A 24,905-nucleotide genomic window follows, 5' to 3' on the forward strand; every position below is an offset into this window, starting at 1 on the left:
ATCCATTTTGTATTGTATTATTTTAATATTTTAATAAATTAGAATGTCGTATTTATTTACATCAGAATCAGTTTCCGAAGGTCATCCAGATAAAATAGCAGATCAGATATCTGATGCCCTTATTGACAATTTCCTTGCTTTCGACCCGGAATCTAAAGTAGCCTGCGAAACCCTTGTTACCACAGGGCAGGTGATCCTGGCCGGTGAGGTAAAATCTCAGACTTATCTGGATGTACAGCAAATAGCACGCGATGTAATCAGAAAAATAGGCTACACAAAAAGTGAGTACATGTTTGAAGCCAATTCATGCGGTATTTTATCAGCCATCCATGAACAGTCTCAGGACATTAACCAGGGTGTAGACCGAAGCAGCAAAGAAGAACAGGGTGCAGGTGACCAGGGAATGATGTTTGGTTATGCTACCAATGAAACAGAAGATTACATGCCGCTTGCGTTAAATCTTTCTCATAAATTGCTGCAGGAACTGGCTGTCTTAAGACGCGAAAACAGCGAAATCACTTACTTGCGCCCTGATGCAAAATCTCAGGTAACGCTGGAATATGATGACAATAACAAACCTGTGAGGATAGATGCAATCGTAATATCTACCCAGCACGATGATTTTGATGAAGAGTCTGTCATGCTTGCAAAAATCAAAAAAGATTTGGTAGAGATCCTGATTCCAAGAATTATCGCAGATAACCCTAACTATGCTCACCTCTTTAACGACCAGATCCAATACCATATCAACCCAACCGGAAAATTTGTAATCGGCGGCCCGCATGGTGATACAGGTCTTACCGGACGTAAGATCATTGTTGACACATATGGAGGTAAGGGCGCACATGGCGGTGGTGCCTTTTCAGGAAAAGACCCAAGTAAAGTAGATAGAAGTGCAGCCTATGCAACGCGCCATATCGCCAAAAACCTTGTAGCAGCAGGTGTAGCTGAAGAAATCCTGGTTCAGGTAAGTTATGCAATCGGTGTAGCAAAACCAATGGGTGTCTATATTAATACCTATGGCACCAGTAAAGTTGGCAAAACAGATGGAGAAATTGCCAAAATAGTGGAGGAATTGTTTGACATGCGTCCTTATTTTATAGAGCAGCGCCTGAAACTTAGAAACCCTATTTATAGCGAAACCGCAGCATACGGACACATGGGACGCAAATCTGAGACTGTAACCAAAACCTTTAAAAGTCCTAACGGCGATGAAAAAGTAGTAACCGTAGAACTATTTACCTGGGAAAAGCTGGATTTTGTTGACAAAGTTAAATCTGCTTTCGCATTGTAAAGTATAAAAATCGATATTGAGAGGCTCCCCAAAAGGAGCCTCTTTTGCGTAAAGGAAATATTCATCTTCCAACCATATGTGTTACCGGGCAATAAAATTGATCCAGTCTATACTGATCAGATGCTGGTTTGGTGGCGTGTCTTTGACAATTACAAAATAAAGATCATGACGGCCGGCAGTAGCTGAAGTAACAGGGGCGCTCAGCTCCTGGTACCTTTTCCAGTCTCCAGTTTTCGTAAACTCAAGCCGGCTCACAATCGGACCCGTTGGGGAATCCTGGTGAACTTCGATAGCCGCATCGCTATTAAGAGACGAATAGAAATAAGTCAGTTGACTGATGTTCTTCAAATCGATATTCTTAAATACGAAGTAAGATTTGTTGTGGATACCACCCAATTGCTTATCACTTCTATCGACTTTGTACAACAGGTCAGCCTCCTCAGCTTGCACTTTTGCTGGTCGAAGGATCAGGCTTTCTTTCTTCGTGAGCGGGGTAATTGCACCACCCTTATCTGTATAAGCCGCAGAGAATAGATACCTGCCCTGATCTTTTACAGCTAGATGTTTATCCAGACTCGCAGATCCTTGCTGAGGAAGTGAAGTATTGGCTTTCTTTGCAGTAAGGGATAAAATGTATTTCACCATCTCAGATGCATCCTCTTTGGAAATCTGAGGATGGGCACTCATGGCATGTTCTCCCCAAACACCTCCCCCTCCTTTGATGATCTTATTGGACAGTTTATCCAGAGCAGCATTGTCAACAGCATATTTCTTAGATATTCTAACAAAAGAAGGCCCTACAGAAAGTCCGTCTACCTGGTGGCAAGCTTTACAGTCGCTGCCAGCTATCAGGGTTTTCCCATAATTATAGGTCGGTGTAATTTCCTGGTGGCCTACCAGCGACTGGTTATTCTGCACCTTGGCGATAAAGCTGAGGTCTACTTTTACTTTCTTAGGGTCGATCATTTTATCTTCATTATCCTTCACATCTACCTTGTAAGTAAATTTGCTTGGTTTAGGAAAGAAGAATGAGCTGTTGCTGCTGCTATTGATCGCGATCTGTGGAAGTGTATTTCCTACTTTAATCACCACTGTGTCTATCGTACTTTTTCCGGCAAGATCTGTTACTTTTAAAGTGGTATGATAGACACCATTTTGGGTAAAGGTATGCCTTGGGTTTTGCACTGTAGAACCGATTGATTTTCCATCAAAACTCCACTCATAAGACATCTGGTCATCGTCGTCGTTATCATAGCTTTTAGAATTAAATGCTACTTTATAGGGGATCAGCCCGATGGTATCCCGGGTTTCGATCTTTGCGATGGGTGCACGGTTGCCACCATTATAATCAATGCGTACCAAACGTGCGTCTACATTGTCAATTCCGTAAACAGAACCATATTCCATCATATAGAAAGATCCTTCCGGACCCACCTCAATATCAATCGGGCGGCGGAAATCTCCATTCGTCTCCATGAAGGGCTCCATACGTTTGTAGTTGTTGTTTTCATCCATTCTGACAGCGTATACCCAGTTGCGCATCCAATCGTACATAAACAAAGCCTTATCGAAATATTCAGGTAATTTGGTCTCTGATTTCAGGTTTGGATCGTAGTGGTATACCGGTCCGCCCATCGCGCAGCGTCCACCGTCTCCCAGTTCAGGGAATTCGGCTGATCGCCCGTAAGGGTACCAGACCATGGCTTTGATTGGCGGGGGAAGGGTCTTCATTCCGGTATTATAAGGCGAATTATTGGTCGCCCCATTAAGATCGAAATAAGGGCCAACCTTCAGGGTTGCCCCTTTTGCCCTGGTTGCAAAGTCAAGTTCTTTATAAGGTTTGCTGTCTCCCACAAAATATGGCCAGCCATAATTGCCTGCTTTTTTTGCCTGGTTAAATTCATCATATCCTCGAGGCCCCTGCAGACCGTCCTGGCCTGAATCCGGGCCTACTTCTCCCCAGTATACGATGCCGGTTTCCACATCTACCGACATACGGTAAGGGTTACGGCAACCCATTACATAGATTTCAGGGCGGGTAAGCGGAGTGCCTTTTGGAAAGAGGTTTCCCTCAGGAATGGTATATGAACCATCCGCCTCCGGATGAATCCTCAGAATCTTTCCTCGAAGGTCATTGGTATTACCTGCAGAACGTTCTGCGCTATATACCAGCCTGTTGTCTTGGCGGTCAATTGGCGCAAAACCATCGGACTCAAAAGGAACCGTATTGTCCCCGGTTGAGATGTACATGTTCTTCTGCTTGTCCCAGGATATGGAACCTCCTGTATGCGCGCTCACTTCAAGGTCAATCGGAATTTCAATAATCACTTTCTCCGATTTCAGGTCCAGGATGTTATCCTTGCTAATAGGAATCCTCGAAATGTGCTGTTTATAGTTGTTACCATCAGCGGCAGTATTGAAGAAATATAGATAGTTATTAGTAACAAAATCGGGATCGATACTGATTCCCAGCAAACCGTTGAGATACTTATCCACAGCCTTTACAGGAAATTTGTACACAAGAGATGTTTTTCTGTCGGCAGGATTATAAACATAAAAATTACCCGCACGTTCAATGAAGAAAACCCTGCCATCCGGCGCTACTGAGAGCTCCATAGGTTCATTTAGGTCATTTGACAATATAGTCTTGGTAAATCTGTTATCTTCCGGTTTCCTAACTGAATAAGCTTTTGTGTAGTCAAGGTCGGCATTGCCGATTGCATACTTGATCCCGCCTAAGAGGTGATTCAAGAACAATGGTTCGCTGAAGCTCTCGTCTGTATGACCGCCACCCGTATAAAAAGCCCTGCCACCATCATATTCATGATGCCATGCAATAGGGTGGTCATTACCGTTCTCTCCACCTTCGTAGGTGCTCTCGTCCAGTCGTGCAAGCACTTTGATGCCGTCATAAATATTTTTATAGTTATACCACTCATCGGTCCGCTCCCAGCGTTTTGGCAATCCCTTAGTGGAAATGTGGGTCGTATCATTGACATCGATTGTGGCCTTGCGCACATTTGGATTGCCAGGATGGCTCAGAAAGTAAGCGCCAACCAGCTTGTTATACCATGGCCAGTCATATTCGGTATCTGCCGCAGCGTGAATTCCGGCATATCCTCCGCCTGCCTGTATGTATCGTTCAAATTGTACCTGCTGATTGGCATTCAATACGTTCATCGTCGTACTTAGGAAGATGACAGCGCTGTAATGCTTCAGACTGTCTTCTACAAAGTATTCAGAATTTTTAGTAGTGTCTACAATGATGTTATGTTCTTTTCCTAGCTTTTGAATGGCTGTTATGCCTGCAGGAATCGAGGAATGGTAAAATCCCTTGGTTTTTGAGAAAACCAGGATTCTCAATGGCTTTGGCGTGGCGGCGACGGCCGCAGTGCTTGTATTGGCTTTAGGTACTACGGTTTTGCAGGCGTAGAAAATAGTTGAGGCACAAATTGCAGTAAAAAGAACTGTATATATCTTAGGATATTTGACTTTTAACATATTAATTGCTTGGCTAGTTTGGTCTTAGTATGTAAACTTAGCAATTATCTGAAAAATAATGTCATTTTTTAGGACTAATTTCCGGACTATCTATGGGGTAGTAAGCATTTCCCGACATCGGCTGTTTTTTTCCTTTTTACATTCGACTTGTGTTTTGACTGACACCCTTTCAGCTTCGGACCAGCTTCGGGCCAGCTTCGGCTCAGGTTCGGGCCAGGGTCGGAAAAACCCGACTGTGAGCCGCAGCTGGCCCGTTGGTTGTCGGTCGCCCGTCCGCAGGCAGGACGTACACAGATAAAAGACAAATAGAAAGAACAAACCATTTACACCGATTTTTGTTATTGATGTAAATAATAACTGTTATGGAACGTCCAGTAGAAATGAACACACTCAGCCAGATTTTAGAAAAACTAAGGCTTAAAGGTTTAGACAACGAAATAAAAATGACCGATCATGGTAAAATGCAGGGTGTCGGGATCAATAAGATATATAATCCTGAAGACCTGAGAATTATAAAAACTTACCGGTTTGAAGGCGATTCTGACCCTGGAGACAATTCCGTATTGTATATCTTGGAAGACATAAGCCACAATATCGGGTACATTCTTGATGCCTATGGCATGTATTCTTCGCAGGAGAATGCAGGTTTTGATGATTTTCTAAAGAAAATACCTACGGCAGACAGAGATATGCAGGAGTTGCTGAGCTAAAGACGCCAAACAGCATACGCAATAAAGAAGCCCCGGCAAAAAACCGGGGCTTCTCTATTTTATTTTTGACAAAACTATTCTGTTTAGCTTCTTATCTATTATATAAGAACAGACAAGCAAAAGCACGTCAACCACCACTAAAACTACGATAACCCATTCATAAACTTGCATATGCCTACCATTTAAAGCGTCAAAATTTTTAAACTCGGAATAGGGAAATGATTGCTTGTATAACGGAGTTATTATAGATCTTATTGTCGCTGTATTGAAAAAATCTGCTGCAGTTTATTTTCTACCTCTTGCTCATTGCCACTGTATACCAATATTTTTCCCTCCTTATCCAACAGCACATAAAAAGGAATAAAACGTGTCTGGTAAATACTGCCTACTCTTGAGGGTGCAAACTGGGCTGGAAAATCATCGCACACCTGCGGCCAGGGCATTTTCTCCTGATCCATCGCTTTCCGCCAGGCATCCTGGTTCTGATCGCCAGATAAACTGAGGATCTCGAATCCTTTGGATCGATACTTTTCGTAAACTTCCTTCAAATGAGGTATTGCCTTTCTGCAGGGCACACACCAGCTGGCCCAAAAATCTATCAGCACATATTTCCCCCTCATAGCCGAGAGCGTGAGCGGCTTTCCATCGGGTTTCAATAAGGTAAAGTCCGGGGCCATATTTCCCGGCTGCAGCTTCTTTTTACTTTCCAGATCTTTAGATAGCTCGATATAATAAGCGGATTGCTTTGCAGCTCCGGCAAATTTATTCAAAATGGCCTCCTGCTGTTGCAGCGTAGTCTGGTAGTCGAACTTTAAAAATTCACTTAGAAAATAAGGGCCTGAGGCAGAACCGGGATTTTTGAAGGCATACGCCTCAATCCATTTCAGCCGGTCAGGTCTTTTCATTTTACTGATAGAATCGTTCAGTACCTTGTCCTTATCCAGTGTTTTGAAGAGTCGTGCAAGTTTTCTGTTCAGTCCTTCCCCCCTCAGGTCCTTGGCAATGATCTTTCCATTGGGGTCTATGAGCAGCGTACTCGGAATGGCATTGACACCGTAATAGGTTGACACCTCGTTTTTAAACCCTTTCAGGTCAGATACCTGTACCCAGGGCATATGGTCGTCTTCGATCGCTTTTTTCCAGCTTTCAGCTTTATCATCAAGCGATACCCCAAATACCGTAAATCCCTGCGATTTGTATTGCTCATAAGCCTTCAGCACATTCGGGTTTTCAGCCCGGCATGGTTTACACCAGCTGGCCCAGAAATCTATCAGCACGTACTTTCCTTTATACTCCGAAAACTTTACCGGCTCTCCTTCTGTATTGTTTTGAGTAAAATCCAGTACTTGTGTGCCGATTGCACTTCTTTTCAAAATGGCCAACCGGTCTGCTATCTTTTTAGCTGCCGGTGTCTGCAGTGCTTCAGAACCAAGCTTATCATACAGATTGCTCCCTTCCTCATAGGTACCCATAAACAGCAGATGGTCGCTCACAAGACTTAAACTGTAAGCACTGTTGGGATGTGCTGCTATGTAGTCTGCCTTTCTGAGCAGCTTTTTATCGACAATCTGCTCCAGTTCCATCTCCAGTTTTTCCTGCTGTACCCCATCTGCAGCTGAAAGCGCCGCATAGATCTCTTTTTCCCTGGCCGTAAGGTCTTTTACAGAAGCATTAAAGGCTGCTGATTCTTCCTTCTCGCTCTGTACATTCTGACTGTATGATCCCCGGGTCATAAAAACCATCAGGGCAATCATTATTATTAAGTTCTTTATCATGTTCTGATCCTTTAATAGTTAATTCTTCGCGTATCCTGGATTTTGGTCCCCGAAAATAGGGTTGTACAAAAATTCATCTTTTGGTACAGGCAGGATATATTGTGACTGATTGGCAATTGTTGGCTTTAACTGCTTTACCGTATCAAAGGGCAATCTCAGCATGGCCATCCATTCCATACCATCCTCGGCTATCAGGCTCTTAACTGTTTCCTTAAATATCTCCATCACCAGGGCTGCTGATGTGCCTGCATTTTCTACCGCAAGATAACTGGTGTTATTTGAAGCTGTAGTAATACCGGCTTTGGCCTGTATTTCATGTACCACTGCTTTGGCATCTGCCAGGCTGCCTCCTGAGCGTACGATTGCTTCAGCTTTCAGCAAATACACTTCCGTTAGGCGCAGGACATAATAGGTTTCGGACAGTGCTGAGGATACTCCATTCTCTTTCATGTACTTGGTGAAGAAAAAATAACCTGCCTTTGGCCTTGCACTGCCGATAATCCATGCCTGGCGCGGATCATTGGCATACAACGATTTTAAAGGTGCCCTGGCTACATATAGTGAAGATGCTCCCGGCCAATATTGCGCACTTGTGCTATAAGTTTCTTTTTCCTGATTGGCCTGAGGTTTAATTCCAAGTATGACTTCTTGACTGCTTAGGCCTTTTTTATGAAAAACGTCTTCTGCGATGGGTTCAAGTTTATAAGGACTTTCCTGGATAAGCGTATTGGCCAGCGTAACGATTGTACCATAATCAGTCCCCGATCCCCGGCTCATGAGCACACGCATTTTTAAAGCCATACCAGCCCATTTGGTTGCGTAATGAGTAGGACTAGCAGCTGGTCCATTTGCGATGACATTGTCAAGATCTGCAAGGATAAAATCATAGCTTTCCTTTACTGTGCTTCTTTTTTTAGGAATATAGCTCAGGGTAGAGATCTCGTCCCTCAGCAGGGCCCCTAACTGACTTTCCGGCTTGTACCATTCGCCATAGAAGGTAAGCAGTTTAAAATGTGCATATGCCCTTAAAAATCGTGCTTCGGCCATAATCTCCTTTTTCCTATTGCCCGTAAACTGTGTGTCCGATAGTGAATTTACTCCTTTCAGCACACCGTTTACCGCGTTAAGCAGCATATATGATTCGTCCCAGTATGAATTGGTTGCCCTGTCATTCCGGTTTTCCTCTTCCGGAAGTACACTGGAATACATGCCAATATAGCCGGCAAACATGGGCGGTTTGATCTGATGGTTTTGCCATCCTGTCTTTATTGCCGTAGCATTGGCAAAGCGATAGTAAGCGCCGTTTAGCGCAATCTGGGCCGTACCCTGATCAAGTATGGTATTGGCATCTACCTTGGCATTTTTTGGCAATGCACTAAGCTCTTTCTTACAGGCATAGAGTGTAGCTATGAGTGCTACTAATGCCAGGTATGTATATATTGTTTTCATCTGTTTATAATATTTAATGGTAATGAAGCTATCGTGGTCCCGCTGATTGACAAGATCATAACGGCTTTCAAATTCCTGGTTGTTAAAATCCAAAACGAAGCCCAAAACTTAATTGCCTTACTGTCGGGTAGCCCCCCGAATCACTATATCCCCCGATGACACTGTAAGGATCATTACTTACTTCCGGATCTGCACCCGGATAATTGGTAATGGTAAACAGGTTGGTCGCCGAAACATATACTGATGCTGTCTGCATTTTTAGCTTATTCATCAATGTTGGTGAAAACTGATAATTTAAGGTGACAGATTTCAGTTTGAGAAATGAAGCATCATATACATTGTTACTGGCACCGTTTTGGGGACTGTTGCCCTGTCCCAGAATCAGCCTTGGCCTGTCAGTGTTCGGATTTTCAGGTGTCCATCTGTCCAGTATCCTCACCCCTTTATTAGTCCTTGCGCCGGCATCTGCATTTTGTATATCTGCCAGGTAAAAAATATCGCCTCCATAAGAAAATGTCGCTAAAGTAATCAGACTAAGGTTTTTATAGATCAGCGTATTTGTATAGCCACCATAGTATTTCGGCTCTGCCCTGCCGATAATGTCGCTTTTATTGAACTTGGTAGCTTCATCAAGCACATACCTGGAGTCGCCGATGCCTAAATATGGAAAAAATCCAAACTGTGCGTATAAATTCTTGCTGGCGTAGTCATCCACTTCTTCCTGAGTTCTAAGCAATCCGTCATACTGGTAGCCAAACATCAATCCAAGTGGTTCGCCCACCTTTAGCACATTGTTGCCATATCTATAGATCTTGGGATTTGAAGGGTCTGAAAAATCATTGGAAAGCGCAAGCACTTTAGACCTGTTGCCGGAGATGTTCAGACTGCCCGACCAGTGTAAATTCTTTACACGCAGGAAATCACCCCTTAGTGACAGCTCAAGTCCGCGGTTCCTTATGTCAGCAATATTGGCTGTAACACCGTTAAAACCAGAGCTTCTTGCTACTGTTGCCTGAAACAACACACCTTTTGTTGCTTTCTCGTAGTAGCCGATACCTCCGCTCAATCTTGATTTGAAAAAGGCGAAATCAATACCTGCATCTTTTTGTAATGTAGATTCCCATTTGATCTTATCATTGCCCAGCTGGCTAGGCGAAAGTCCGTTTAAACCGGCGTAAGACACCGGTGAATATAAAGTATAGAACAGGTTGTCGGCAATGTTCTGTGTACCTGTATAACCTGCACTTGCCCGCAGTTTAATTTCATCTATCCATTTCACACCTTTTAAAAAGTTCTCCTCAGAGATACGCCATGCGACACCTCCCGAAGGGAAATAACCTACCCGGTTACTTTCCGGAAACTTAGATGACGCATCAGAACGGCCAGTGAAAGTAAAGAGGTACTTTTCGTACAGGGCATAATTTGCCCTCATGTAAAAACTTAGTAATGAATTTTGTCCTGAAATCCCTGTTGACGGCAGCGTTAATGCCGCAGAAGAAAGGTTATTCAGGTAATTATCGTCCGGAAAGCCTTGTCCGCTTGCCGAGAAAGAGTTGCTCTTGGTGATCTGCCAGGAAGTTCCTGTCAGTACATTTATCCTATTGTTATCGTTAAACTGCTTATCCCAGGTAAGTGTATTTTCATAAAATACATCAACATTTTGGGATTGGGCCTGGGTACCTACTCCATTTTTTGAACCACCGGGATAACCGCTTACCGCTATCTGGGCAGTACTTGGCACATAATTGGTCTGACGGTAATTGTTGAAGTTTACAGACACGGTAGATCTGAACTTTAAGCTTTTCAGGACATCGTATTCTCCTGCCAGAGACCCTAACAAGTTAACATTGTTTGATTTATTTATTCCTTTAAGCAAGAGTAGCGGGTTTTGAAAGCCTTCAAAACCATAGGTTCCATTGGCCGCAGGCGAAATGATCTTTACACTTCCGTCAGGATTATAGGCATCTAAAGTGGGCGGGGCAAATAAGGCCTGCGAATACATTCCGTTGGTAATGTTGTTGGTACTAAAGCCATAGTCCAGGTTTGTGTTTATACGGAGCCGACTATTGATCTCGTTATCAAGACTTACCTTACCGGCAATCCGGGAGTAATCCGTACCCGCTACGGTACCGTTATTTTTATTAAAAGCCAGTGATGTATAATAGCGCGAACCTGTACCGCCACCTCTTACAGCGATATCGGCATTTTGTGTGATTCCGTTGCGCAGTACTAAATCCAGCCAGTCTGTATTGCCTGTTCCTAAAAAGTCAGGATTTGTCAGAATACTGGTAGCCGTGGCATCAGGCGCAAGCGCAGGTGTAGCTGTGGCTCTTGCATCATTCAGGTTTTTAGCAGCTTCTTTCATGATCATGGCGTATTGATCCCTGTCTAAAAGCTTTTCTTTGATGGGGTTGCTTACACCTGTATAATAGTTGGCCTCAAACACAGGCTTTTGATTGTGTATGCCCTTTTTTGTGGTGATGATCACCACTCCATTTGCAGCCCTTGAACCGTAAATAGCTGTTGCAGAAGCATCTTTTAAAATATCTATTGTTTCAATATCGTTGATATTAAAACCTCCCAAACTGTTTAAGCCACGTGCAAAAGAGCCTGAAATCGTCTGACTGGCATTGTCACCTCCATAGCTCTCCACGGGGCTTATGATCTCTGCCGCACTTTTGAGGTACCTGTTCTGAACCTGCACCTGTACACCATCAATGATATATAATGGGTCGTTTCCTCCCAACAGCGAGGTCCCTCCCCTGATCCTTATTTTTGCAACACCTCCCGGTGAGCCATCGGCCTGTACTACCTGCACACCGGCAGCCTTTCCATTTAAAGCCTGATCTATCGTAGCGAAAGGAACATCCTTAATTTCTTCTACATTTACAGAAGCAACGGATCCGGTAAGGTCTTTTCTTTTTACCGTTCCGTAGCCGACTACCACCATGTCGTTGAGCTGGTTAATCTCTGCCTCCATGTTGACGATTATATTTTCCTTTGCTATTACCTCTTTAGACAAGTAGCCAATATAAGAGATCACCAGAACCGTCCGGTCGTTTGGAACAGTAATGGTAAACCTGCCATCGGCACCAGATTTGACACCCTGGTCTGTACCTTTGATCTTTATATTGGCCGAGTTTACAGGACTGCCATTCTCATCCAGTACACGCCCATTGATCTCTATGGCAGCAAAAAAACTGGAGATCCGGTCTAAAACGGAAGCTTCCTTCCTGGAGACAACCACTGATTTCTTTTCAATTGCGTATTCCAAAGGCTGGCCTTCAAAGATCATTTCCAGTACCTTATCCAGTTCAGCTTCCTGTACATTGATGGTAACAGGGACAGAACTTCTGATCATGGACGTGGTAAACAGAAAATCATAACCGCTTTGTGTTCTGATCTGTTCAAATATTCTTTTGATCGGAGCGTTCTTTTCCAACAGGGTAATTTTCTGGGCGTATGAACTTGCAGTAACCTGCAGGCTAACTGTGATCAATAACAGTGTGGTGAACTTCATAATCAGCAGAGTTTTGGTGATAGCACGTTTAGGCCACATCACCTTCTTAAAGTAAAAGTTGTACATTTGTTTAGCGTGGTTAATGCTGGTTTGCCTTTTCATTTTCCAGATGTGTCAGGCTTACCGCTTTTGTTGATAATTGATTCTAATTATTAAAGAAATCCATGTCAAGTTATCCCGGCTTAGGCTCCGGGGTAACTTCTTTCAGGATCACTATATGTTTCTGTAAAATTTTCACGGCATAACAGTAACCCTCCTTCCCTCAACTTCAAAATGAACGGCTTTGGTGCCTTGCAGCATCTTTAGTACATCGCTGATATTGGTATATCTTGAAATAGTGCCCGTAAAGCCTTCGTTAGTTAAATCTCCGGAATACTGCACATCAATATTATACCAGCGGGCAATCTTTTTCATCACATCACGGATCTTCTCTTCATTAAAGCGAAAATATCCGTTCTTCCAGGCTACAGCCTCATCCAAATCTGCCTCATGGATCTTTAAATCCTGGCTTTCTGTAAACACAGACTGCTGGCCCGGTTTAAGCACTGCGATATCTGCCGCCGCATGGATCTTTACAGCACCCTCCAGCAGGGTAGTCTTTATGATCTCGCCGGCGTAGCAGCTGATATTGAAGTGTGTACCTAACACCCTTACCTCATGTTTACCGGAACTAACAATAAAAGGATGTGCTTTGTCTTTCGCTACTTCAAAATAGGCTTCCCCAGATAATTCCAGCCGCCGCTCTGCTTCTTTGCCAAGACCAGATGAAAAGGTAAGAGAAGATGCAGCGTTTAAATAAACCTTCGACCCGTCGGGTAAAAGGATGATTTGCTGACCTCCTACTGGTGTTTCTACACGGTTTATTGCGGAAGGTAAATCATTTGCATCACCGGTAAGCTGATAAATGAGCGTCCCCTCGGCAGTCTTGGTAATATTCACTCCGGTCTGACTGGCAACATTTCCTTTTGACACATCTGTAAGCGAAATTTTCCTGCCATCAGCCAGGGTAAGGATCGATTTATTGGTACCCGGAGGAATATTTACTTTGGAAAAATCCTGAAGCCCACCTCCGGATCTATAAAAGAAAAACACCGCGAAAAAAGCGATGATAAGACTTGCTGCCACAGCAATTCTATATCCGATCTTAAATACTGCCCTGGTTTTTCCGGCAGCAGGATCTTTTGGCAGCAGGTATTTAATCTGAGCATGGCGCTGCTGCAGGTCAGGCAAGCCAGACAGTTTCTGCTCTTCTGCAATCCTGTTGTACCAGGTTTCAATAATCGCAGTCTCTTCTGCTGAGCACCTGCCCTGAAAATATTTATCTATGAGTTCCCCGGCTATTTTATTGTCCATATCGCAGTGCAGATTTTGCCTTTTATACTAAGACGCAGTGCTGGCAGCGAAGTGGTAGAAGAAAAATAAATAAATTCAATTCTTTATAAGATCATCAGGAAAACACAAGGGCTAAGCTTGACTTTAAGGATCTTTAAAGCATTGTAGATCTGCTTTTTCACTGTTTCCTCTGAGATATTCAGTTCTGAAGAAATTTGTTTGTGTGTCAACCCGTTTACCCTGCTCATGATAAAGATCTGTCGCATTTTTCCCGGCAATGAGCTGATCTCTTTTTCAATCTGAACAGTTAGTTCGTTAAAACGAACCTGATTATCGGTCACAAAGTCCCCCTCTTTCAACAACTGCGATAAAGAATCCATATAATCCTCATGAACCTTACCGTGCCTGATAACACTAATGATCCTGTTTCTTACAGATGTATAAAGATAGGCTGTTAAAGAAGTATTGATATCCAGATCTGCTGATTTATGCCAGAGCGCAGTAAAAACATCCTGTATGACATCTACTGCTTCGTCTTCGTCCTTAAGCATTTTTACCGCATGTATAAACAGCGTTGTCCAGTGGCGGTTGTAAATCTCGGTGAATGCAGCATGTTTGCGCTGCCTCAGTAGGGCTATCAGTTCCTGATCAGAAAGTTTATCGTAGGCCTGCATTTTAATATCAGCAAGCAATTTAGTTAATATTAATTATATACTAAATTTTTATAGATTGCATTTTTATAGCATCTAATATTGTTGAGGAATTATGTCAAATATCAATCTAGTCATTGAAGAAAGAGCCACCAGTATTGGCAACTTCATGGTCGGCCGCTTGTTACCTTTCAGGGAAAAAAGAATGGTTGGCCCATTTATCTTTATAGACCATATGGGGCCGGTAAAACTAAATGAGCGGGAGAATTTTGATGTGCTACCGCATCCGCACATAGGTTTATCTACACTTACTTTTTTATTTGAAGGAAGCATTATGCACCGGGATACGCTCGGCAATGCTGTAGAAATAAAACCCGGCGCAGTAAACTGGATGACAGCAGGAAAGGGAATTGTACATTCAGAACGGATACCGGAACATATACATCATGCCGATCAGATAATGCATGGTCTGCAGATCTGGGTAGCCCTGCCAAAAGAACTGGAACAAATGGAGCCTGAGTTTTTTCACATTGATGGGACAGAGTTGCCTTCATGGACATCCGGCGGCCTCCAATTTAAGCTGATAGCAGGCGAAGCATTCGGACAAAGGTCTCCCGTTCCGGTTTACAGCAAACTGTTTATGATAGAGATAAAAAGCATCAGCAAACAAAGCGTTACCATCGGCCATGAGCTTTTCGGAGAAGCCGGCTTATATATACTTGAGGGAAACATCGAAAGTGATGGCAATAGCTATCATCCTAAACAATTACTGGTAGCTAAAGAAAGTGCCCTGTGCGAATTTATAATAGAAGCCAACAGTACAATCTACCTTTTTGGCGGAGAGCCTTTTGCTGAAGAACGATTTATTGACTGGAATTTTGTTGCCACTGAAAAGGACCTGATCAATACTGCTAAACAAAAATGGATAGCTCAGGAATTTGATAAGATCAAAGGAGATGAAACAGAATTTGTACCTTATCCATCACTCAATAAAAAATAGATTATGTCAGCAATTAAAGCAAGTATCGGCACAGAACTTTACAAGATCGAAATCAAATCAACAACAGGCAATATAATCATCGCGGATGAGCCTGTAGATAAAGGCGGGCAGGACAAAGGATTTTCACCTAAAGAATTGCTGGTATCAGCATTGGGAGCCTGTACCTGTGCCACCCTACGCATGTATGCCGACCGTAAAGGCTGGGAGCTTGAAAAAGCAGAAGCAGAAATTGAACTCAGTGAAGAAAACGGGCAAACAAAGTTTATACGTAAATTACTGCTTAGTGGCAAACTTGACGACGAACAACGAACCAGGTTACTGGCGGTTGCCAATGCATGCCCAATTCATAAAATACTGACCCATTCTATTGTTGTCGAAACAGTATTGGCCTGAGCTAAAAGCAGAAAATTCTGTCATCATACAATAACGATGAGGAATTTGAACCATTTATCGTAAGCGTTATTGTTGTAAAAACCTATACATCTAAAGCGTTGTAATATCTATTTCTGCATAACCGACCACATCATCTGCGTCTGTTGTTTGTAATGACCTAAGAAGTATGTATCGAGCCTTTCTGGTATTAAACTGCTTATTTTGCCAAAGCGGATTGTTCTTGATATTTGAGAACTCGCCCTCGTCAGTCAGTTCCCATTTTTTATTATCTGTTGAAACAAAAAATTGATACTTGCTTACTATTCCAGAAGTTCTTCCTTGCCCTGGCAAATAACGGAAGCCATTTATGTCGATTTCCCTACCCAGGTCTATAGTAAGATCTACTGGTGCCTTCCTCTGGTTTTTTTGATACCATGCAGTGTTGGGATCACCGTCTAATATCTGCTTTGCCTGGGCATCTGAAATGTTTAGAATTACCCAGTCTTTTTTGGATACATCAAAGACTTGCCGCGCAACCGGGCTACTTTTTTTAGCTTCACTACTGTAGGCTATCGCCTGGATGGCTAACTTTCCGTCTGCTGAAAAGGGGCTGGAATATTTTTTAGATTTGTTAGTAGGAGTTGTTCCGTCGAGCGTATAAAAAACGGCTGATTCTTTATCATTTGGTTCGATGACAACTACCCCTGATTGGTTCCGTTCAATAGTAGGGGCAGTCAGTACCTGAGGAGCTAGATACACCCCTAATGTAGATATAACCGGATTACTTTTCGCATCCAATATGGTGAACCGAAGCTTTGTTGCCCAAACCGTTGGAAAAACCAGAATCCGCTTGTATCCTATAGTTGTCTGTTTGTCCAATTCTTTCCAGGTACCATTTTCTAAAAGAGCTTCAATTTTGAAAGCTTTAACACGCTGCCCCAAAAGAATGTATTCCTGTACCAGGAAGCGATTAAATGCGGTAACATGGCCAAAATCAATGGTTAAGCTTGCATTTAAAACCCCTTCGCCCGTAGCCCAATAAGTATTTTTGTTTCCATCCAAAACCTTATCAGCACTATAATTTTTTCCACGCTCGTTAGACGCTACAGCGCTTCTGTTCTTTGCTAAATCCACGGAAAACGCCTTCTTAACAGCTTTGGCTAGCTCTAAAGCTGCTTTTTCATCTTTCTCATGAATCCGGCCACGCCCATCAATGGGAAAATTCAGCAATAAAGTTCCGTTTCGTCCAAAGGAGTTATAGTAAGTTTCTAAAAGATGCGGCAGGGTTTTTACCCTGCTATCCTCATAGCTATGGTAAAACCAGCCCGGACGTATCGAGGTATTCACCTCTCCAGGCACCCAGGAATCCCCATTCTCTAAACCATGATGCAGCATTTCATAGGGCACATCACCGGTCTTATTTAGCAGGCTCCAATTCTTTTCACCTACAGATCCTCCTTCCGTGCCAACCCAGCGCAAGTCTGCGCGGTCACCGTTGTCATTCCAGATTACTGCATTGGGCTGAAGCTCCCGGATCAATTTGTAAGTATTCTGCCAGTCGTAATAGGTAGTCCTGTCGATCGTACGTGTCTCCTTTGCCCCGCCATAATATCCTGAGCCTCCGTTTGCCCCGTCAAACCATACTTCGAAAATTTCTCCATAATTGGTTAGGAGCTCTTTTAATTGATTTCTAAAATAAGTAATGTATTCCGGGCGACCATATTCAGCACTATTTCTATCCCACGGAGATAAATAGATCCCTAGTTTTAGGCCGTATTCCTTACAGGCCTTTGCAAGATCACCGACAATATCCCCTTTACCATTCTTCCATGGTGAATTTTTGATAGAGTATTCCGTGTATTTAGATGGCCATAAACAGAACCCAGAGTGGTGCTTTGCTGTAATAATGATGCCTTTCATGCCCGCTTCCTTACACACCCGTGCCCATTGCCGGCAATCCAGATTAGTAGGATTGAATATCTTTGGATCATCTTCACCGTAGCCCCATTCCTGATCCGTGAATGTGTTAGTGGATAAATGAACAAATGCGTAGTACTCCATTTCCTGCCAATTCATTTGCTGCTGTGTAGGAACGGGCCCATAAGGTTTAGGCGCATTGATTTGCGCTCTTGTAATATTCGCTGTACAAAGGAAAAATAACACAGCAAAAAGTATATGCTTAGTCTTCATATCGGTTTATTTGGTATATCGTAAAATTAGGATTAATTGTTGCCCTACTTTTTCCATAAAAAGACTTTTTTTTGCACAAAACAGACTTCTAACTATTCAAAGTTGAATAATTACTAGTTTCCGACACCATCGAGCTCAAGTTTACGAAAAGTATTTACCGTAAGCTTTTGGGCTCATGCCCGTTATTTTTTTGAAAGTTCTTGAAAAATGGGAAAGACTTTCAAAACCGGTCATTTTTGCAATTTCGGTCTGTTTTGCCCTTGAGGTCATAATTAGATACTGCGCACGTTCAATCCTTTTTTCAGTAATGTAGGCCAGTGGCCGGGAACCTGTATATTGATCAAAAAGCCGGGAGAAATATTCTGAGTTGAGGTGGATCCGTTCAGCCAGGGATCTAACAGGCAGGGGTGAATGGAGGTTCATTACAATATAACTGATCGTATCCAGAATCTTGACAGGAATGTGCTCCCGTTCCCTTTGCACCATTATTTCCGGCGAGGTAAAACGGGCAACCAATTGAAGAAGAATCCCCTGGGTTTCCAGGAACTGGGTAGTATTCTGCTGCATGTTAAGCTCCTGATATTCCTTATAATAGATGTCCTTTTCGTAAATTTTTGGATCATCTGAACGGTTTATGCCCCGCCGTGGATTGATTAACCTAAGACGCTCAAAATTCAAAACATCGACTGGATCGGCTTTAACTCGGAAGATAGACCTGCTGGAAGCAAACAGCGATTTTCCATCTGAAGTCTCCTCAAAAAATTGCACGAAATACTGTTCTAGAAAGTGATCACAGGACAAATTGCATAAAGTAAAACTGGGTATGATGTATAGGTATCCGGCTTCCAGTTTCAATTTCTTTTCAAAGTGGGATATCTCTCCCTCACCAGACATGATGTAATAAATTCGGTGGTAGGGACTGATTACATTGTTATAATTCCATCTTGAATCCAGTTTTACCAGATCAATATTCATGAGAGAAAAGCTATGGGTGAGTATACGCTTTATCATAATTTCATTGTAACAAATAGCACATAGTCTGTTTTAAGTAAAAACATGTCTGTTTTGGTCTAATATAAACATAATTCAACCAGTTACATTTGAGTTAACCAAAGAATTGCAATCGATTGCCTAATTGTATGCATTTCACTTTCGAAATTTATAAACTGATGAAGCGAAGAACATTGATCAAAGGCAGCCTTGCAGGTCTTGCTACCTTATATGCCTCCCGAATTTTTTGTTTAACCCGGCAGCTACCTAAATGAAACTACCTCAAATTATTTTCGGCACCAGTGGCCTCGGCAACCTTTATGTTGCACTCGGTCAGGATGTCAAACAGGCGATCATCAGCGAATGCCTGAAATATTCTTCCTCCCCTGCTGTCTTTGACAGCGCAGGAAAATATGGGGCCGGGCTGGCACTGGAATCGCTAGGACAATGTCTCCGGACGCTGAAAGTAGACCCCGATGAGGTATTGATCAGCAACAAACTAGGCTGGTTGCGCACCGAGTTGAAAACCGATGAACCAACTTTTGAACCAGGTGTCTGGAAAAATTTAGCATATGACGCCATACAGAAAATAAGTTACGATGGTATCTTGGAATGTTATGAGCAGGGAAACGAGTTACTGGCCGGGTATGCCGCGAAGCTGGTTTCGGTACATGACCCTGATGAATATCTTGCTGCTTCTATAGATGCAACGGACTGGCAGCGGAGATATCAGGACATACTTGATGCCTACGCAGCGCTTCATGAACTGAAATTGACAGGCAAGGTGAACTCAGTTGGGGTTGGCGCCAAGGACTGGCGGATCATTCAAAAGATCAGCAAAGATGTGCAGCTGGACTGGGTGATGATTGCAAATAGCATGACCATCCATCACCATCCCAGGGATCTGGTCCTGTTTATGGAAAAACTGGAGCGGCAAGGCGTGCTGATTATCAACTCCGCAATCTTTAATGCAGGATTTTTGACTGGCTCTGACTACTACAATTACCGCCGGGTAAGCCGGGAAATTCAGCCGGAGTTGTACCGCTGGCGGGATGAGTTTTACCAGCTTTGCGCTGCTTATGAGCTACCCCCGGCTGCGGCTTGTACTGCATTTGTATTCCGGGCACCGGGCGTACAGAGCATCGCTTTGAATACAACGAATCCTGAGCGGATAGGTTCGAATATGGGATTAAAAGATATCCATATCCCAGCAGGCTTTTGGCAGGAAATGAAAATGAAAAGATTAATAGATCAAGACTACGAAATATGAAAAGATATTGCTTGGCACTAGACCTGAAAAATGATCCAAAGCTCATTGCAGAATATGAAAAGTGGCACCAACCCGGAAATGGCTGGCCTGAGATACGTGAAAATATAACCAGCTCGGGCATTACCGATATGCAGATCTACCGCACAGGTAACCGCTTGACCATGATCATGGAAACTACCGACGATTTTTCCTTTCAGCATCAGGCAGAACTGGCGGCAATTAATCCTAAAGTGCAGGATTGGGAGGTATTGATGTCGGAGTACCAGCAACCTCTGCCCTGGGCCAAAGAGGGTGAAAAATGGTTGCTGATGGATCAAATATTTCAATTGTAATGAAGGAGTATAAAACACGGGTATGCAGCAGAAAATGGAGTGATTAAGGCCATGGTTTCATTTTAACTAAAGATCATATGACACAACTAATAAATATAAAAATTCGGATCGTAGTAATCTGCCTATTAGCAGCATATCTTCCCGGCAACTTAACTGCGCAGCAAAAAAGCGAAGATAAGAAAGGGCTGAAAGACTATTACAAAAACTTTTTCCCTATAGGAGTTGCGGTTACACCGCGTCAGTTAAATGACCCGGCACAGCGCGCTTTTATCTTGAAGCATTTCAACAGCCTTACAGCAGAGAATGCAATGAAAATGGCACCGATCCATCCGGAGGAAAACCGCTACAACTGGGAAGGGGCAGATGCAATCGTAGCTTTTGCACAGGAAAACGGCCTCAAAGTAAGGGGACATACTTTATGCTGGCATACACAGGCACCAAGATGGATGTTTCTCAATCAGGATGGTGGACAGGCAACCAAAGAACAGCTCCTAAATCGGCTTAAAGAACACATCTATGCAGTAGTTGGTCGTTATAAGGGAAAGATCTATGCCTGGGATGTCGTCAATGAAGCCATCGCAGATAATCCCCGCGAATTTTTGCGTAATTCACTCTGGTACAAGATCTGCGGCGAAGATTTCATCACAAAGGCATTTGAATATGCACATCAAGCTGATCCAAATGCCATTTTATTTTACAATGACTATAATACTGAATATCCTGAGAAAAGAGCACGCATCTATCGGCTGCTGAAAAAGCTAAAAGATAACGGGGTGCCGGTTCATGCCGTAGGATTGCAGGGACACTGGTCTGTTAAAGACCCCTCGGAAGAAATGCTCACAACGGCTATTCAGCAGTATGCTTCGATTGGCCTGAAAGTCCAGGTGACTGAACTTGATGTTTCCATCTATACGGATGGAAACATCCCTGAAAATGCCGGCACAGCAGGGCTTACAGGTTTTACTCCTGAATTGCAGAAGTTACAGGCCGAACAGTATGGCAAGTTCTTCAATGTATTTCGTCAGCAAAAAGACAAGCTTACCGGGGTGACTTTTTGGAACCTATCTGACCGCAACAGCTGGCTGGATAATTTTCCGGTAAGGGGTCGTAAGAACTATCCATTGCTTTTTGATGCAGACCTACAACCCAAGAAGGCTTATTGGAACGTGATTGAGTTCTAGTATAAACAACATTTAGATGAACCAAATGAACATAAATATGAACCTCATAGTTAAAGTAATAATGCTCCTTGCACCAGCTGCGATGAGTTTTAGCCAGGCTGCTTACGCTCAGGGAAAGGCAGACCGCAATATCCTTTGGTATAACAAGCCAGCCGCCAATTGGAACGAGGCACTCCCAATTGGAAATGGGTTCATTGGAGGTATGATATTTGGCAGCCCGGCGAAAGAACGGATACAGTTGAATGAATCGACCATATGGGCAGGAGGTCCAAACAGCAATATTGACACTGCGGCCAGGGCAAATATCGACGAGGTTCGCAAGCTGCTTGCCCAAAAGAAATATGTGGAAGCCCAGACCCTTGCCAACAGGAAACTGGGGCCCAAAGGCAACAGTGGTATGCCTTATCAGCTTGCCGGTGATCTGTATATCGATTTTCCCGGGCAATCCGAAGTCAGCAATTACAGGCGAGATCTGGATATCGGTAATGCCATAGCAACGGTAAATTATACCTCCGGAGGAGTAAACTATAAAAGGGAATACCTGACCTCCTTTACTCACAACGTGATGCTCGTAAGGCTCAGCGCTAGCCGGCCAGGGATGATCAACTGCAAAGTCAGCCTTAATAGCCCGTTGAAGCAATCCATAGCTGTTCAGGGCAATAACCTTGTTTTAAGCGGTAAGGGGAGTGACCATGAAAATCAAAAAGGCCAGATCAGGTTTACAGTGATGGCGAGGACAGCACTATCAGGCGGGACCAGCATGGCCGACAGCTTAGGGTTGGTGATTTCCAAAGCAGATACAGCGCTGATTTATGTCTCAATGGCTACCAATTTTATCAATTATCAGGATATTTCAGGAAACAGCCTGAATAAAGCACAGACATTCCTTGAGGGCGCATTCAAAAGCACCTTTCCTCAACTCAGTGCCGCGCATAGCATGTTTTACAAGCAGTATTATGACCGGGTTAAACTAGACCTGGGCAATTCTGCTGCTGTAAGCAAGCCTACTAATGTCCGCATAGCTGAATTTGCTGAGGGTAATGATCCACAGCTGGCCGAACTGTATTTCCAATTTGGACGGTACCTTTTGATCTGCTCTTCCCAGCCAGGATCTCAGCCGGCCAACCTTCAGGGACTTTGGAATGGCGAGCTGAAAGGCCCCTGGGACAGCAAGTATACCGTGAACATAAACACGGAAATGAATTACTGGCCGAGTGAAGTGACACAACTATCAGAATTGAGCACGCCGCTGTTCAATATGATTCGCGACCTCTCGGTATCAGGCCGCTCAGCGGCAAAAACAATGTACGGCGCAAGGGGCTGGATGCTCCACCACAATACTGACATCTGGCGCACAACAGGTATTGTAGACGGGGCTTTTTGGGGACTCTGGCCCATGGGTGGGGCCTGGCTAAGCCAACACCTCTGGGAACATTACCTGTATACCGGGGACAAAGCATTTTTAAAGCAGTATTATCCGGTGATGAAATCGTCAGCCCAGTATTATATGGATGTACTTCAAAAGGAACCCGATCATGGCTGGCTGGTAATTTCGCCCTCCATCTCGCCTGAAAACCAGTATATGGGCGGAAAAACGGCTGTTTCCGTGGCGGCCGGGGTCACGATGGACAATCAACTGGTCTATGGCTTGTTTACCAATCTGATCAGGACTGCAAGAGAACTTAAAACCGATAAGGCGTTTTCTGACAGCCTGTTGAATTACCGGAATCAGTTGCCACCAATGCAAGTTGGCAAGCATGGTCAGCTCCAGGAATGGCTCGAAGATTTTGACAATCCGGACGACAAACACCGTCATATATCGCATTTGTACGGGCTGTTTCCAGGCAACCAGATCTCCCCCTTTAAGCATCCGGAATTATTTACAGCCGCAAAAAACTCCCTGATCTACCGCGGCGACGTATCTACCGGCTGGTCAATGGCCTGGAAGATCAACCTTTGGGCGCGACTGCTGGACGGCAACCATGCTTACAAATTGATCACCGACCAGATCAAGCCTGTGACAGGCGGTTCGGGCGGCACATATCCCAACCTGTTCGATGCACATCCCCCTTTCCAGATCGATGGGAATTTCGGCTGCACTTCAGGTATTGCTGAAATGCTCCTACAAAGTCATGATGATGCACTTTACCTGCTTCCGGCACTCCCGGATGCCTGGCCTAAGGGCAGCGTAACAGGCCTTATGGCCAGGGGCGGCTTTAAGGTGGATATGGAATGGTCCGATCGCAAAATCACCAAACTTGTTATTCATTCTTCCCTTGGCGGTATCTGCAGCATCAGATTGAACCAGCAGGTGGGCAGTCGTTTGCTTAAAAAAGGAACAATCCCAAAAATCGGATCTTTTAATCAGTCCACTGACATCAAAACGCCCCTAATAAAAAATAGCGAAAAGGATTTAAGCATACGATTGCCACAAACCTGGCTGTATGACCTGAATACCAAAGCCAATCAAACTTACACCATAATCTAAAAATTTTATGAAAAAATCAATTTTTCTCGTAGTCTCTTTGCTTTCCATCTTTCTTTCAGCTTCTGCTCAAGAGCCAGGTATGCCTCCTCAAGGATTTGACATTATGCGTACCGGTATCCCCCATGGGCACCTTGACACCATCTCGTATGATTCTAAAACTGTCGGAACAAAAAGAAAAGCTGTGGTCTATCTGCCTCCGGGTTACAGCGATAAAAACAAATATCCTGTCCTTTACCTATTACATGGCATAGGCGGAGACGAACTGGAATGGCTGCGCAATGGAAATCCCCAGCACATTCTGGATAACCTGTATGCCAGCAAATCTATTGTACCAATGATCGTTGTCCTCCCTAATGGAAGGGCGATGGCAGATGACCGGGCGACTGGCAACATCATGGCGGCAGACAAGGTGGCGGCATTCAGCAATTTTGAAGGCGATCTTCTCAATGACCTTATCCCCTACGTTGAGCAAAAGTACCAGGTGTTGAAAGACAGGAATTCCCGTGGTATCGCCGGGCTTTCCATGGGTGGAGGGCAGTCGCTAAATTTCGGCCTGGGCAACCTGGATAAATTTGCCTGGATCGGTGGCTTCTCTTCCGCCCCTAATACCAAGCAGCCCGAAGCACTGATTCCAGACGTGAATGCGGCGCGAAAAAATATCCGTCTGCTTTGGGTTTCCTGCGGAACAGAAGATAATCTGCTGCAAATAAGCGAAAGGACGACGGCCTACCTGGTCAAAAACGACATCCGGCATGTGTATTACAAAGCTCCGGGCAAGCATGATTTCCAGGTCTGGAAGAAAGACCTATATAACTTTTCTCAGTTACTATTTAAAACCAAATAATACCACT

General features: G+C 43.8%; 17 protein-coding genes. 9 read left to right on the forward strand and 8 right to left on the reverse strand.

Annotation, left to right across the window (positions count from 1 at the left end; translation table 11 throughout):
* Positions 1 to 43 precede the first annotated feature (43 nt).
* Positions 44 to 1,294, forward strand: a complete 1,251-nt coding sequence (metK, locus tag EZ437_RS02330) for a methionine adenosyltransferase (RefSeq protein ID WP_131592862.1) — start codon at positions 44 to 46, stop codon at positions 1,292 to 1,294.
* Positions 1,295 to 1,375: 81 nt separating this feature from the next.
* Here metK and EZ437_RS02335 read toward each other — a convergent pair whose 3' ends face one another.
* Positions 1,376 to 4,795 carry a ThuA domain-containing protein gene (locus EZ437_RS02335; RefSeq protein WP_131592864.1) on the reverse strand — a complete coding sequence of 1,140 codons (3,420 nt, stop codon included), beginning with the start codon at positions 4,793 to 4,795 and terminating at the stop codon, positions 1,376 to 1,378.
* Between the two features lie 362 nt (positions 4,796 to 5,157).
* Between EZ437_RS02335 and EZ437_RS02340 the strand changes: the two genes are divergently transcribed.
* Positions 5,158 to 5,505 carry a hypothetical protein gene (locus EZ437_RS02340; RefSeq protein WP_131592866.1) on the forward strand — a complete coding sequence of 116 codons (348 nt, stop codon included), beginning with the start codon at positions 5,158 to 5,160 and terminating at the stop codon, positions 5,503 to 5,505.
* A gap of 251 nt (positions 5,506 to 5,756) precedes the next feature.
* Here EZ437_RS02340 and EZ437_RS02345 read toward each other — a convergent pair whose 3' ends face one another.
* From EZ437_RS02345 to EZ437_RS02365, 5 genes are all read right to left on the reverse strand, one after another.
* Positions 5,757 to 7,280, reverse strand: coding sequence for a TlpA disulfide reductase family protein (locus tag EZ437_RS02345; RefSeq protein ID WP_131592868.1), 1,524 nt, complete (start codon positions 7,278 to 7,280; stop codon positions 5,757 to 5,759).
* Between the two features lie 18 nt (positions 7,281 to 7,298).
* On the reverse strand, positions 7,299 to 8,729 hold the full coding sequence (locus tag EZ437_RS02350; protein ID WP_131592870.1) for a RagB/SusD family nutrient uptake outer membrane protein: 1,431 nt from the start codon (positions 8,727 to 8,729) through the stop codon (positions 7,299 to 7,301).
* Between the two features lie 82 nt (positions 8,730 to 8,811).
* Complete coding sequence (locus EZ437_RS02355; protein WP_131592872.1) at positions 8,812 to 12,249, reverse strand: TonB-dependent receptor; 3,438 nt, start codon at positions 12,247 to 12,249, stop codon at positions 8,812 to 8,814.
* A 234-nt stretch (positions 12,250 to 12,483) separates the two neighbouring features.
* A complete protein-coding gene (locus EZ437_RS02360) occupies positions 12,484 to 13,602 on the reverse strand; it encodes a FecR family protein (RefSeq protein WP_131592874.1) in 1,119 nt (372 codons plus the stop codon).
* A gap of 83 nt (positions 13,603 to 13,685) precedes the next feature.
* On the reverse strand, positions 13,686 to 14,273 hold the full coding sequence (locus EZ437_RS02365; protein ID WP_131592876.1) for an RNA polymerase sigma factor: 588 nt from the start codon (positions 14,271 to 14,273) through the stop codon (positions 13,686 to 13,688).
* Positions 14,274 to 14,346: 73 nt separating this feature from the next.
* Between EZ437_RS02365 and EZ437_RS02370 the strand changes: the two genes are divergently transcribed.
* A complete protein-coding gene (locus EZ437_RS02370; protein WP_131592878.1) occupies positions 14,347 to 15,231 on the forward strand; it encodes a pirin family protein in 885 nt (294 codons plus the stop codon).
* Positions 15,232 to 15,234: 3 nt separating this feature from the next.
* Positions 15,235 to 15,624, forward strand: coding sequence for an OsmC family protein (locus tag EZ437_RS02375; protein WP_131592880.1), 390 nt, complete (start codon positions 15,235 to 15,237; stop codon positions 15,622 to 15,624).
* Between the two features lie 90 nt (positions 15,625 to 15,714).
* Here the strand turns inward: EZ437_RS02375 and EZ437_RS02380 are convergent, their stop codons facing one another.
* Positions 15,715 to 17,793, reverse strand: coding sequence for an alpha-L-fucosidase (locus EZ437_RS02380; RefSeq protein ID WP_131592882.1), 2,079 nt, complete (start codon positions 17,791 to 17,793; stop codon positions 15,715 to 15,717).
* Between the two features lie 141 nt (positions 17,794 to 17,934).
* Positions 17,935 to 18,804, reverse strand: coding sequence for a helix-turn-helix domain-containing protein (locus EZ437_RS02385; protein WP_131592884.1), 870 nt, complete (start codon positions 18,802 to 18,804; stop codon positions 17,935 to 17,937).
* Positions 18,805 to 19,054: 250 nt separating this feature from the next.
* On the opposite strand from EZ437_RS02385, the gene EZ437_RS02390 reads away from it, so the two are divergent.
* The 5 genes from EZ437_RS02390 (at position 19,055) to EZ437_RS02410 (ending at position 24,898) form a co-directional block, all read left to right on the forward strand.
* A complete protein-coding gene (locus EZ437_RS02390; RefSeq protein ID WP_131592886.1) occupies positions 19,055 to 20,053 on the forward strand; it encodes an aldo/keto reductase in 999 nt (332 codons plus the stop codon).
* The gene (locus EZ437_RS02395; protein ID WP_131592888.1) at positions 20,050 to 20,385 is read left to right on the forward strand and encodes an L-rhamnose mutarotase; all 336 of its coding nucleotides are present in this window, start codon (positions 20,050 to 20,052) and stop codon (positions 20,383 to 20,385) included. Before EZ437_RS02390 ends, EZ437_RS02395 begins: the two co-directional genes overlap by 4 nt.
* A 77-nt stretch (positions 20,386 to 20,462) precedes the next feature.
* Positions 20,463 to 21,566 (forward strand): endo-1,4-beta-xylanase, encoded by a 1,104-nt coding sequence (locus EZ437_RS02400; protein WP_131592890.1) that lies wholly within the window; start codon positions 20,463 to 20,465, stop codon positions 21,564 to 21,566.
* A 16-nt stretch (positions 21,567 to 21,582) separates the two neighbouring features.
* The gene (locus tag EZ437_RS02405; RefSeq protein ID WP_205942628.1) at positions 21,583 to 24,054 is read left to right on the forward strand and encodes a glycoside hydrolase family 95 protein; all 2,472 of its coding nucleotides are present in this window, start codon (positions 21,583 to 21,585) and stop codon (positions 24,052 to 24,054) included.
* Between the two features lie 7 nt (positions 24,055 to 24,061).
* A complete protein-coding gene (locus tag EZ437_RS02410) occupies positions 24,062 to 24,898 on the forward strand; it encodes an alpha/beta hydrolase (protein ID WP_131592893.1) in 837 nt (278 codons plus the stop codon).
* The last annotated feature ends 7 nt before the right edge of the window (positions 24,899 to 24,905 follow it).

This window comes from Pedobacter psychroterrae, from assembly GCF_004331695.1.
GTDB classification, from domain to species: domain Bacteria; phylum Bacteroidota; class Bacteroidia; order Sphingobacteriales; family Sphingobacteriaceae; genus Pedobacter; species Pedobacter psychroterrae.

Excerpts from the sequence above, each read along its gene's own strand:
- metK (WP_131592862.1), top strand. The coding sequence starts at position 44 with ATGTCGTATTTATTTACATCAGAATCAGTTTCCGAAGGTCATCCAGAT.
- EZ437_RS02335 (WP_131592864.1), bottom strand. The coding sequence starts at position 4,795 with ATGTTAAAAGTCAAATATCCTAAGATATATACAGTTCTTTTTACTGCA.
- EZ437_RS02340 (WP_131592866.1), top strand. The coding sequence starts at position 5,158 with ATGGAACGTCCAGTAGAAATGAACACACTCAGCCAGATTTTAGAAAAA.
- EZ437_RS02345 (WP_131592868.1), bottom strand. The coding sequence starts at position 7,280 with ATGATAAAGAACTTAATAATAATGATTGCCCTGATGGTTTTTATGACC.
- EZ437_RS02350 (WP_131592870.1), bottom strand. The coding sequence starts at position 8,729 with ATGAAAACAATATATACATACCTGGCATTAGTAGCACTCATAGCTACA.
- EZ437_RS02355 (WP_131592872.1), bottom strand. The coding sequence starts at position 12,249 with ATGAAGTTCACCACACTGTTATTGATCACAGTTAGCCTGCAGGTTACT.
- EZ437_RS02360 (WP_131592874.1), bottom strand. The coding sequence starts at position 13,602 with ATGGACAATAAAATAGCCGGGGAACTCATAGATAAATATTTTCAGGGC.
- EZ437_RS02370 (WP_131592878.1), top strand. The coding sequence starts at position 14,347 with ATGTCAAATATCAATCTAGTCATTGAAGAAAGAGCCACCAGTATTGGC.
- EZ437_RS02375 (WP_131592880.1), top strand. The coding sequence starts at position 15,235 with ATGTCAGCAATTAAAGCAAGTATCGGCACAGAACTTTACAAGATCGAA.
- EZ437_RS02380 (WP_131592882.1), bottom strand. The coding sequence starts at position 17,793 with ATGAAGACTAAGCATATACTTTTTGCTGTGTTATTTTTCCTTTGTACA.
- EZ437_RS02385 (WP_131592884.1), bottom strand. The coding sequence starts at position 18,804 with ATGATAAAGCGTATACTCACCCATAGCTTTTCTCTCATGAATATTGAT.
- EZ437_RS02390 (WP_131592886.1), top strand. The coding sequence starts at position 19,055 with ATGAAACTACCTCAAATTATTTTCGGCACCAGTGGCCTCGGCAACCTT.
- EZ437_RS02395 (WP_131592888.1), top strand. The coding sequence starts at position 20,050 with ATGAAAAGATATTGCTTGGCACTAGACCTGAAAAATGATCCAAAGCTC.
- EZ437_RS02400 (WP_131592890.1), top strand. The coding sequence starts at position 20,463 with ATGACACAACTAATAAATATAAAAATTCGGATCGTAGTAATCTGCCTA.
- EZ437_RS02405 (WP_205942628.1), top strand. The coding sequence starts at position 21,583 with ATGAACCAAATGAACATAAATATGAACCTCATAGTTAAAGTAATAATG.
- EZ437_RS02410 (WP_131592893.1), top strand. The coding sequence starts at position 24,062 with ATGAAAAAATCAATTTTTCTCGTAGTCTCTTTGCTTTCCATCTTTCTT.